The organism is Coriobacteriia bacterium (genome assembly GCA_031292615.1).
Lineage (GTDB): Bacteria > Actinomycetota > Coriobacteriia > Anaerosomatales > JAAXUF01 > JARLGT01.
Map to the genome: position 1 here is coordinate 1 of JARLGT010000052.1, position 10,411 is coordinate 10,411.

At 66.2% G+C, this 10,411-nt stretch carries 11 protein-coding genes; 5 read left to right on the plus strand and 6 right to left on the minus strand.

Annotation, left to right across the window (positions count from 1 at the left end; translation table 11 throughout):
* A partial coding sequence (locus P4L93_04665) for a hypothetical protein (GenBank protein MDR3686233.1) occupies positions 1-485 on the plus strand: 485 nt, incomplete at its 5' end.
* Between the two features lie 83 nt (positions 486-568).
* Here P4L93_04665 and gatB read toward each other — a convergent pair.
* Positions 569-2,131, minus strand: a complete 1,563-nt coding sequence (gene gatB / locus P4L93_04670; GenBank protein ID MDR3686234.1) for an Asp-tRNA(Asn)/Glu-tRNA(Gln) amidotransferase subunit GatB — start codon at positions 2,129-2,131, stop codon at positions 569-571.
* A gap of 224 nt (positions 2,132-2,355) precedes the next feature.
* Here gatB and P4L93_04675 point away from each other — a divergent pair, with 224 nt between their 5' ends.
* The 4 genes from P4L93_04675 to P4L93_04690 all read left to right on the plus strand — a co-directional run bounded on the left by P4L93_04675 (position 2,356) and on the right by P4L93_04690 (position 6,547).
* Positions 2,356-3,045 carry a hypothetical protein gene (locus P4L93_04675; protein ID MDR3686235.1) on the plus strand — a complete coding sequence of 230 codons (690 nt, stop codon included), beginning with the start codon at positions 2,356-2,358 and terminating at the stop codon, positions 3,043-3,045.
* Positions 3,046-3,097: 52 nt separating this feature from the next.
* Positions 3,098-4,324: an ornithine--oxo-acid transaminase gene (gene rocD, locus P4L93_04680; protein MDR3686236.1), complete on the plus strand. Its 1,227-nt coding sequence runs from the start codon at positions 3,098-3,100 to the stop codon at positions 4,322-4,324.
* A gap of 183 nt (positions 4,325-4,507) precedes the next feature.
* Positions 4,508-4,885 carry a hypothetical protein gene (locus tag P4L93_04685; GenBank protein MDR3686237.1) on the plus strand — a complete coding sequence of 126 codons (378 nt, stop codon included), beginning with the start codon at positions 4,508-4,510 and terminating at the stop codon, positions 4,883-4,885.
* 6 nt (positions 4,886-4,891) lie between these two features.
* Positions 4,892-6,547, plus strand: a complete 1,656-nt coding sequence (locus tag P4L93_04690) for an AarF/UbiB family protein (protein MDR3686238.1) — start codon at positions 4,892-4,894, stop codon at positions 6,545-6,547.
* Positions 6,548-6,619: 72 nt separating this feature from the next.
* Here P4L93_04690 and P4L93_04695 read toward each other — a convergent pair whose 3' ends face one another.
* The 5 genes from P4L93_04695 to P4L93_04715 form a co-directional block, all read right to left on the minus strand.
* Positions 6,620-7,297: a hypothetical protein gene (locus P4L93_04695; GenBank protein MDR3686239.1), complete on the minus strand. Its 678-nt coding sequence runs from the start codon at positions 7,295-7,297 to the stop codon at positions 6,620-6,622.
* A 175-nt stretch (positions 7,298-7,472) separates the two neighbouring features.
* Positions 7,473-7,895: a hypothetical protein gene (locus P4L93_04700; GenBank protein ID MDR3686240.1), complete on the minus strand. Its 423-nt coding sequence runs from the start codon at positions 7,893-7,895 to the stop codon at positions 7,473-7,475.
* A 49-nt stretch (positions 7,896-7,944) separates the two neighbouring features.
* Positions 7,945-9,432 carry an Asp-tRNA(Asn)/Glu-tRNA(Gln) amidotransferase subunit GatA gene (gatA, locus tag P4L93_04705; protein MDR3686241.1) on the minus strand — a complete coding sequence of 496 codons (1,488 nt, stop codon included), beginning with the start codon at positions 9,430-9,432 and terminating at the stop codon, positions 7,945-7,947.
* Entirely contained in the window at positions 9,429-9,731 is a 303-nt protein-coding gene (gene gatC / locus P4L93_04710) for an Asp-tRNA(Asn)/Glu-tRNA(Gln) amidotransferase subunit GatC (GenBank protein ID MDR3686242.1), read from the minus strand. Before gatC ends, gatA begins: the two co-directional genes overlap by 4 nt.
* A 114-nt stretch (positions 9,732-9,845) precedes the next feature.
* Positions 9,846-10,373 carry a hypothetical protein gene (locus P4L93_04715; GenBank protein ID MDR3686243.1) on the minus strand — a complete coding sequence of 176 codons (528 nt, stop codon included), beginning with the start codon at positions 10,371-10,373 and terminating at the stop codon, positions 9,846-9,848.
* Positions 10,374-10,411 lie beyond the last annotated feature (38 nt).

The window sequence follows — 10,411 nt, forward strand, 5'->3', positions numbered from 1 at the left end:
CCCAGATCATCGCGCCCAAGGAGTGCCCGGGGTGCCATGGCGGGCGCATCCTGCCGTGGACTCCCCTGCACGAGCGCGCGGACTGGCTTCAGACTCATGGACCCGAAGCGCTGCTCGTCGGTACGGCGTCATGCTACAAGTGCCACGACTTCGGGCTGAAGTTCTGCGACTCGTGCCACAAGCTCAGGCCGCCGTCCCACACACCCCGTGACCAGTGGCTTATCAACCATCCCGCCAAGGCACAGGCCGACACGCGCGCCTGCTTCACGTGCCACCAGGCGAGCTTCTGCAAGACGTGCCACGTGAACCATCAGCCGAACTGGCTCGCGGATCACCCCAGCTACGTGCAGGCCAACGGCTCGGCGAAGTGCCTGCAGTGTCACAGTCAGACGTTCTGCTCCTCGTGCCACGCGACGGGCTCAGCGGCGGGCTCTACCTCTAGCTCTGGATCGTTGCCGGCCACACAGACCACCGCAACGCCTTAGCGCGAAGGCCCCCGGAGACTCGCTCTCCGGGGGCCTTCGACCTGTCGCGCCAAGAACGCCGCAGCCGAAACGCGCGCGCTCAGCTAGCCGCCGAGCTTGCGAACCAGCACCTCGTTGACGACCTTCGGGTTGGCCTGGCCGCCGGTCTCGCGCATGACCTGGCCCACAAAGAAGCCGATCACGGCGGTCTTGCCGCCACGGTATTGCTCGGCCTGACCGGGATTTGCGGCAATGATCCGGTCGACGACCGCTTCAATCTCGCCCGTGTCGCTGACCTGCTTCATGCCCTTGAGCTCGACGATGGCGCCCGGTGCATCTCCGGTCGCGGCCATCTCGGCGAAGACCTCCTTGGCCTGCTTGCTCGAGATTGTGCCGTCCTCGACCAACGCGACCAACTCGGCGATCATGCCCGGCACGATGCGCGAGCTGGTGACCGGGATGTTCTCGGTGTTGAGGTATGCCGAGAGGTCGTTGAGCATCACGTTGCTGATGGCGCGTGAGCGCTCAACGCCAGCAATCGTGACAGCGGCCTCGAAGAAGTCCGCAAGGTCGAAGTCGCCGGAGAGCACGGTGGCGTCGTGGGCAGGCAGCCCGAAGTCGGCCATAAAGCGGGTGCGGCGGGTGTCGGGCAACTCGGGCAGGCGGCTGCGGATCTCGGCGATGAACTCGTCGGTGAACTCGAAGGGCACCATATCGGGCTCGGGGAAATAGCGGTAGTCGTGCGCCTCTTCCTTGCTGCGCAGCGTGCTGGTGCGGCGTGCGCCCACGTCGTAGTGACGCGTCTCTTGGACCACCTTGCCGCCACCTTCGACCAAGTCCGCCTGGCGGATGATCTCGGCGAGCAGGCCATCGTGGAGCGCCTTGAAGCTGTTCATGTTCTTCAGCTCGGCCTTGGTGCCCAGCTCCGTCTCGCCGCGCGGGCGGATGCTCACGTTGGCGTCGACGCGCATCGAGCCCTCTTCCATGCTGCAGTCCGAGATGCCCAGCGACAGCCAGATCAGCCGTAGCTTCTGCGCGAAGCGGCGGGCCTCTTCGGGCGTGCGCATGTCGGGCTCGCTGACCAGCTCGATGAGCGGTGTACCTGCGCGGTTGAAGTCGACGAGCGACTTTGTCGCACCCGAAATGCGGCCCTCACTTCCGCCGACGTGAACCATCTTGCCGGTGTCCTCTTCCAGATGGATGCGCGTGATGCCGATGCGCGAGACGTACCCGGAGCCGTCCTCGGCCAGCGTCACGCCGGCAGGCGCCGACGCGAGGTCCGCGCGCTCCTCGGCGAGCTTGCCGTCGACCTCGACGTTGACGAAGCCGTCGGCACAGAACGGGAGGTCGTACTGGGAGATCTGGTAGTCCTTGGGCATGTCGGGATAGAAGTACTGCTTGCGATGGAACTGGCTCCAGTGTGCGATCTCGCAGTTGGTCGCCAGACCCGCAAGTACCGTCGACTCGATGGCGCGCGCGTTGGGAACCGGCAGTGCTCCCGGCAGCCCGAGGCACACCGGGCACGTGCGCGTATTTGGCTCACCGCCGAAGTCGACGGGACATCCGCAGAACATCTTTGTATTCAGCGACGTCAGCTCGGTATGAATCTCAAGGCCGATGACGGCCTCCCAGGTCTCCATGACCTCGGCGAGACGATCTTTCGCCATGCGCGGGACTCCTTGTCGTGTCAGCTCGACGCGCGGATCGCAGACACCTCAAACCTCGGGGTCGGACCTGCGCGGGTGTCTACTCGTACCCGACGATTCTACCCGAGCCCACCCCAGACCGGGGCGCGTGGCATCTCGCGGGTATAGACACGTTGGCCGAGCACCGCCCTGAGCTGGGTTTCGTGCTCGCCCCGACCTCGTCCATCGACTCTGTGGAGGACTCCATGACCGTCGACAACATCACACCGATCGTCTCTGAACAACTCCCTAGCGACGGGTCGGCCCCCGACGCCGACGCCGCCGAGCCCACCTCGATCGGCCCGCTCGCAGCCGCCAGGCTGTCGGGCAACGACGTGCAAGCCAACCTCTCGGCGATGGGCAGCGTGACGGCCGGCTCGCTGTCTGCGACCGGCTCGGCAATCGGTGCGGCGTCCGTTGAGGGCGACGCGACGATCACGGCCTCGATGGTGCCGGCGCTGCTCGCCAAGGGTGACACGACGATCCAGCAGTCGTACGCAAGCGCGATGATCGTCGGAGGCGGCGGCAACACCACCGTCCACCAGGCGGTATCCCCGCTGATCATCGGCAAGACGATGGACATCTCGCAGGCTGGCGCCGGCGTGCTGGTGACCGGCGACGCCGACGTGAAGAGCAGCTGGGTGGGCATCGTGCTCGCGCCCAAGACGACCATCTCGGAGAACTCTCGCGTCATCATCGACACGAAGGCGGCCTTCATCATCGCCATCGCCCTCTTTGGCGGACTGGGGCTCATCGCGCTGGCGGTCACGCTTGCGACACGTCGTCTGATGCGCTGGCGCCCGACGATCACGATCCCCGGCGTTAAGTCGCTTCCTCAGCTGCCCGACCTCGCCACACTCCAGGAGAAGTGGCAGCAGATGCGTCACGTCGCGTAAGGCGTATCCTCTCTGATGCATAGGTCCGCCATCCACGAAACGGAGTTGCCCCTTGTCCGCAACCACTTCGTCTGATTTCGGCGCGCTCGAGCACGAGTGGGGCGCTCGCAACTACCACCCGCTGCCCGTCGTCGTTGCCTCTGGCCAGGGCGCCTGGGTCACCGATGTCGAGGGCAAGCGTTACCTCGACTTCCTCTCGGCATACTCGGCGCTTAACTTCGGGCACCGGCATCCGGGTATCGTGGCTGCCGCGCACAAGCAGCTCGACACGCTGTCTCTGACCAGCCGAGCCACCATGAACGACCAGCTCGGCCCGTTCCTTCGCGACCTGTGCGCGCTGTGCGACATGGACCTGGCGCTGCCGATGAACACCGGCGCCGAGGCGGTCGAGACCTCGCTGAAGACCGCACGCAAGTGGGGCTACGACATCAAGGGCGTGCCGGACGGCCAAGCCAAGATCGTCGTGTGCGAGAACAACTTCCACGGCCGCACCACCACGATCATCTCGTTCTCGGGTGACCCTAGCGCGCGCGACGGCTTCGGACCGTTTACCCCTGGCTTCATCACCGTTCCTTTCGGCGATGCCACCGCACTCGAGGCCCTATTCGTCAGCGACCCGACGATCGTCGGCTTCCTCGTGGAGCCCGTGCAGGGTGAAGCCGGCGTCATCGTGCCGCCCACCGGCTACCTGCGCCGAGTGCGCGAACTGTGCACGCAGCACGGCGTGCTGATGATCGCCGACGAGATCCAGTCCGGCTTCGGTCGCACCGGCGCCACGTTCGCGTGCGATCACGAGGGTGTGAGGCCCGACATCTACTGCTTGGGCAAGGCGTTGGGTGGAGGCATCATGCCGGTGTCGGCGGTCGTCTCACATGCCGAAGTTCTCGGCGTGCTGACGCCCGGCACCCACGGCTCGACGTTCGGCGGCAACCCGCTGGCCTGCGCCATTGGCCGAGAAGTCCTGCGCATCATGGCCACCGGCGAGCTGCAGGAGCGCTCGCGCGCGCTCGGCAAGCACATGCTGGCGCGCCTGCGCGATGCGGGGCTCCCGGCAATCGAGGAGGCGCGCGGCATCGGGCTGTGGGCCGGCGTGCAGCTCTTCGCGGAGGCGGGACCGGCGCGCGGCTACTGCGAGCAGATGGTCGGGCGCGGGGTCATCGTCAAGGACACGCACGCGACCACGCTGCGCCTCGCTCCCCCGCTTGTAATCGAGGCCGCCGACCTGGACCTGGCGCTCGACACGGTGCTGGACGTGCTCTCGCAGGCGAAGATGGTGTAGCCCGCCGCGCCGCCATCTTGCCGCGCGCGACGCCCCCGCTCGGCTGCCCATGGAGCGCCGTACACCAGAACTGTCGTACCACTCCACGTAACGCATACAGGAATCCGCGGCCCGCAGGGGTATACCTGTCATAGGCAGGTTTTGCCTGTCATTTGTCTGATGCTGACCAACCGGGAGGAACCCATGTCCGACGAGAAGAAGAGCGACTCCGCGTTCGACCCTGCAGGTATCGTCGAGAAGGCGTTTCTGCTTGGACTGGGCGTGCTCGAAACCACGAAAGAGAAGACCGAAGAGCTCGCCAACGACCTTATCGAAAAGGGCAAGGTTTCGCAGGGCGACGCCAAGAAGGTCGGCGACAAGATCGGCGCGATCGCCGCCGAGCAGCAGGAGGCGTTCCGCAAGACCGTGGCCACCGAGACCGAGAAGGCCATCAAGACCAGCGGCGGTATCACTCGCGCGGACTACGACAAGCTCGAGGCCGAGCTCGCCGAGCTCAAGGCCATGATTGCGGGCCAGCGGACCGGCGGCACTCCCTCCGCCCCCGACGCTCCCGCCGAATAGGCGGCCGTGGCTCCCTACAAGCACCTCGACCGGTACCGTCAGATAGTCGGCGTGCTGCTGGACGAGGGCTTCGACGACATGCTCGACATGACTGGGCTGCGCCGGTTCCAGCCGGTCACGGCTCGGCTGCGCCCCGACCACGGCACGCGCGAGACGTTTGGCGTGCGCCTTCGTCACACGGTCGAGCGCCTCGGGCCCACCTTCGTCAAGCTGGGGCAGGTCGCTTCCACGCGGCCCGACCTCATTCCCGAGGACGTCATCCACGAGCTGCGCAAGCTCCAAGACGACGTCGCTCCCTTCCCTGACGCCGAAGCCTACGCATCGATCGAGCGCGAGCTAGGCGGCAAGATCGACGAGCTGTTCAGTCAGTTCGATCGCAAGCCGATTGCGGCAGCGTCGCTCGGCCAGGTGTACTGCGCGGTGCTGCCCGACGGCACTCCGGTGTGCGTGAAGGTCCAGCGTCCCAACGTCGAGCACATCGTCGACACCGACCTCGACATCTTGCGCACGCAGGCGCGCTTCGTGGCGACACACTCCGACCTCGCAGAGCGCTACGACATCGCCGAGATCGCCGACGAGTTCGCCAACGCCGTACGCGGCGAGCTGGACTACATGGCCGAGGGTGCTAACTGCGAGCGTCTGGGCGTGGCGTTCGCCGACGACGACACAGTCAAGTTCCCCCGCGTCTTCTGGGAGTTCACGACCTCGCACGTGCTCACGACCGAGCGGCTCTTTGGCTTGCCGTTCAACAAGCCCGAGAAGCTTACCGAGGGCGGCCAGGACCGCAAAGAGCTGGCGAAGCTCGGCATCTACTGCTACCTCGAGCAGATCTTCGTGCACGGCTTCTACCACGCCGATCCGCATCCTGGCAACCTGTTCGCGCTCGAGGATGGGCGCGTTGGGTTCACGGACTTCGGACGCTGCGGCACGATCTCCCGCGTCGGCCGAGAACAACTCGCCGACCTGTTCATGGCGATCGTGGACGACGATCCCGGCCTCGCGGTAGACACGCTCGTCAACGGCGCGGGCAACCCAGCCGACATCGACGTGGCGGAGCTCGAGCGCGACGTGTCTCGACTCATCACCAAGTACTACAACAAGTCGCTGCAGCAGATTCGCATCGGCGACCTGATCAACGAGGTGCTCGACCTCGTCCGCGACCACCACCTGATGCTCTCCAGCGAGCTTGCGATGCTCCTCACCACCCTCGTGGTGCTCGAGGGGCTGGGCAGGTTGCTCGACCCCGACTTCGACTTCGTGGCGGTAACTGCGCCGTTCGCGCGCAAGATCACGACCGCCCGTATGTCACCGCAGGCGCTGACGCGCAGCTTCGCGCAGTCGCTGCGCCGCATGGTGCGGATGGGCCAAGAGATCCCCGAGTCGCTCACTCGCCTCCTTCGCCGAGCCGGTCAGGGCGAGTTTCGACTGGCGGTTCACCCAACCGGCTTCGACCCCGTCATCAAACGCTTCGAGGAGGCAACAAACCGCCTGGCGTTCGCGCTGGTGGTCTCGGCGTTCGTGGTGGGGCTTTCGATGCTGCTCGCCAAGACCGACCTGCCGATCTGGTTCATCTGGACCGCAAGGTTCTTCTTAGCAGGCGCACTGGTCGTGGGTAGCTGGTTCTTCATCTCGATCGTTGAAGCGCACTACCGAAAGAAGTAGGGCTTCGAGATCCCGCACAGCACAAAGGGCGCCGACCCTCGCGGTCGGCGCCCTTCTTGACTCACGCTCGCTCTACGCCGGAGGAGCAGGTGGTGCGGGAGGTACGGGCATGTCGCCACCGGATGACGGAGGTGCCGGTGCGTTGGGGGCATCATAGTGCGCCGGCGCTTGGGGTCCTGGCCCAGCGTACCCGCCCGGAGCCTGCGGCGGCTGATAGCCACCGGGCTGTTGCGGGCGCTGCCCGCCGCCACTGTTTGACAGCATCTTGTCGATACCCTCGAACACGGGAACCATGAAGCTCGGCGGAACCTTGTCGGTCTTGCCAAAAGCTACGCGGACTTCCTGGGTGTAGAGGTAGTACAGGATGGCGAGCGCGAACAGAATGCCGATGATCGCGCCGAGGATTCCACCTCCGCGCGATGCGAAGATGTTGATGACGTCGGACACGGCGGCGACGTAGCACCAGATGACGCCAACGGTCCACGCCCACGGCTTGAGTCCGAGCGCACCTGCGCCGAACACGATGCCGAAGATGCCCAGTATGCCGAGCCAGACGGTGAGAATCAACCCAACCATGCTGGCCACCGCGAGCCCCGCTCCGGCACCCAGAGCGCCAGAGGCCGCTGCCGCACCGCTGAGCGCGAGAGCGGCCATCAGGGTCACCACAGCGAAGATCGCGACGAATACCTCCAGCACTCCACCGACGATCGCGAGCCACGCAAGAATCGTGACGCCCATGGGTCTGTTCATAGTGACTCCCCTTCCAATCTCGGCCCGGGTAGTCCCCGCTGACCGATTTCTTCGCGCTGGGCTGTTGCACGAGTGTATTCCCGCCTAAGCGGTTCCGGACGCACCCCCGGACGAAAGCACAAGGACCGCCCGGTGGGCGGTCCTTCTCGGTAGAAGCGGGAGTAGTACCCGACGCCTACAACAGCGCGCTCTTCACCTTGTCGATGGCGTTGCTCTCGGCGTCGTCGATGCCGTTTTTCGCCTCGGCGGCGGCATCGGCGACCCCGAGTACCAGCGCCTTGAACGCCTCGGCCTCGTCGGGCGCGACTTCCCTGATGATCGCGAATGCTGCCGCGACACGGTCCATCGTGACGGGCTCGATGTCGTCGGACTTGATCGTCTTGTCGCGATGTCGGCCGGCGTCAACCGCCAAGTCGCGGACCAGCGTCGAAGCGCTGGTCTTGGCCTGCTCCAGAAGGTAGCGCGCGGCAGCCGTGGTCTCGCTCATGCTCTCCCAGAAGTGCGTGCCGTTGGCCATCGTCACGAACATCATCGTGTCGGTGACGGCGAAGGCGAGCGCCTCCCACTGGTCAGGCGTGAAGTCGGTCTTGGTCGCCATGCGTGCTCCTCGGATTCGACGGTGCGGGACGGGATGGGTGATGCGGTTCTTACCCGCGAACGAGCGGGCTGCGCAGGTCCAGCGCAAGATCGCGCTCGATGGCCGCCGCCGCCCGGAACACGGTGCTCTCGGCGAAGTAGTCACCGATGATCTGCAGGCCGATGGGCATCCCGCTCGCCCCGAAGCCGCACGGCACGCTGATCGCGCAGTTGCCGGCCAGGTTGATCGGGATGGTGTAGGTGTCCGAGAGGTACATGGTGAGCGGATCGCTCTTCTCGCCGAACTTCCACGCGACCTGCGGAGAGGTCGGCGTGAGCAGCACATCGTACTCCTTGAACGCCTCGGTGAACTCCTGTGCGATGAGCGTGCGCGCCTTTTGCGCCTGGCCGTAGTACGCGTCGTAGTAGCCGGCCGACAGCGCGTACGTTCCCAGCATGATGCGCCGCTTGGCCTCCGGGCCGAAGCCCTCGGCGCGCGACTTGGTGTAGAGCTCGATGGTGTCGGCCGGGTCGGCCGTACGATGTCCGTAGCGGATGCCGTCGAAGCGAGCGAGGTTCGACGACGCCTCGGCCGGACCGATGATGTAGTACGCCGAGAGGCCGTGCTGGCTCGTGGGCAGGTTGACCTCGCCCACCGTCGCGCCCATCGCTTCGAAGCGCTTGGCGGCGGCTAGCACCGAGTCGCGCACCTCGGCGGTCACGCCCTCCATGCCGAGCAGGTCTGCCACGATCGCGACGCGCAGGCCAGCGGCGTCGGCGTTGCGTGCAGCTGCGATGAAGTCCTCCGGCTCGCGCTCGGCGCTCGTAGCGTCGTAGCGGTCCTTGCCGCAGATCGCCTGGAGCACAGCGGCGTTGTCCTCGACGTTGCGCGAGAAGCCGCCGATCTGGTCGAGGCTCGAAGCGAATGCGACGCAGCCGTAGCGGCTGACTCGCCCGTACGTCGGCTTGAGAGCGACGGTGCCGGTGAGCGAGCCGGGCTGGCGGATCGAGCCACCTGTGTCGCTTCCCAGCGTCACCGTCGCCATACCCGAGGCCACAGCCGCGGCACTGCCCGCGCTCGAGCCACCGGGAACGCGCTCGAGGTCCCACGGGTTCTTGGCACCGCCGAAGGCGCTGGTCTCGCCCGAGCTGCCGAACGCGAACTCGTCCATGTTGCACTTGCCCAGCGGCAGCACGCCGGCCGAGATCAGCCGGGCGACGGCCGTACAGTCGTACGGGCTGACGTAGCCCTCGAGAATGCGGCTCGAGCACGTGGTGTTCGTGCCGATCAGGTTCATGTTGTCCTTGAACGCGGCGGGCACGCCGGCAAGCGGCGGGAGGTCGGCTTCAGCGGCGCCTCCGCGCACGAGCGCGTCGATCTTCTCGGCAGCGGCGATGGCCAGGCCGGGCGTGACCTGGTTAAAGGCGTGGACATCCCCGTCGAGCGCGTCGATGCGCGCAAGGGATGAGTCGGCCACCTCGACGGCGGAGAACTCGCCGGCGACGATGCCAGCTCGGACTTGGAGTGCGGTCAGCTCGTGCACGTCGATATGGCTCACTCGTCGTCACCGCCCGCGGCGATCGCCGGGATGACGAAGGCGCCATTCTCGGACTGCGGAGCGTTTGAGATCGCGACATCCTGCGAGAACGGCGGCACCACCACGTCTTCACGCGTGACGTTGGTGACGGCGATGGCGTGCGCCATCGGCGCGACGCTGGCCAGATCGAGCCGCTGAATCTCGTCGATGTGGCCGAGGATGGAGTTCAGGTCGTCGCGCATCGCTTCGACCTCGGAGTCGGTCAGCGCGAGGCGCGCGAGCATGGCGACGTGTCGAACGTCGTGCTCGGAGAGGGACATGAAGGGCGTCCTTTCGTGCGAACGGCCGGCGCGAGATGATGCGCGCACTTTTCGGCGAGAACAGACGCAGACCATCATACCCGAGCAACGCGAGCTCGGGCGCCAATCAGGCGTCTAGAAGCGCACGTCGGGCGGCAAGTCAGTGGTGCTGATGGTCGTCCCGATCGCTACGTCCGACCACGTCTTGCCGTCGAAACTGACCACGGCCTGGTTGGTACCAGCGGTGTCGTCGGTGACGGCGAGGAGCACCCACCAGCGGCCCTTCTTGTCCTGGGTCATCGCACGCACCGAGACGCTCTTCAGCTTGCCGATCTGACCGTCATCCTGAAGTGCCTTGACGCCCTTGGTTGCGGCGACCTTGTTGCTCGGCCGAGGAATGGAGCCGATCTGAGCGGACTTGCTCGCCGACCCCACGCTCACAGGGGCACCGATCGCACCGCCCGCGGCATCGACGTTCGCCGGCGCAGTGGCCGGGGCCGACGGTTGTGAAGGTGAAGCCGTGGGGGTAACGCCCCCCGGCGCGGCGGCGCTCGGCGCGACAGGCGCCGCAGCTTTGGGGTTGCATCCAACGACGCCGAGCACTGCGAGCAGCGCGACCGCCACCGCCAGAAGGCTTGCAGCACTCTTTGCGTCGGTTCGCATCATCGTCTCCCGAGGCTTGCGGCGGGCGGGCGGTCAGC

Coding starts and splice junctions, on each gene's coding strand:
- gatB (MDR3686234.1), bottom strand. CDS start 2,131: ATGGCGAAAGATCGTCTCGCCGAGGTCATGGAGACCTGGGAGGCCGTC.
- P4L93_04675 (MDR3686235.1), top strand. CDS start 2,356: ATGACCGTCGACAACATCACACCGATCGTCTCTGAACAACTCCCTAGC.
- P4L93_04685 (MDR3686237.1), top strand. CDS start 4,508: ATGTCCGACGAGAAGAAGAGCGACTCCGCGTTCGACCCTGCAGGTATC.
- P4L93_04695 (MDR3686239.1), bottom strand. CDS start 7,297: ATGAACAGACCCATGGGCGTCACGATTCTTGCGTGGCTCGCGATCGTC.
- P4L93_04700 (MDR3686240.1), bottom strand. CDS start 7,895: ATGGCGACCAAGACCGACTTCACGCCTGACCAGTGGGAGGCGCTCGCC.
- gatC (MDR3686242.1), bottom strand. CDS start 9,731: ATGTCCCTCTCCGAGCACGACGTTCGACACGTCGCCATGCTCGCGCGC.
- P4L93_04715 (MDR3686243.1), bottom strand. CDS start 10,373: ATGCGAACCGACGCAAAGAGTGCTGCAAGCCTTCTGGCGGTGGCGGTC.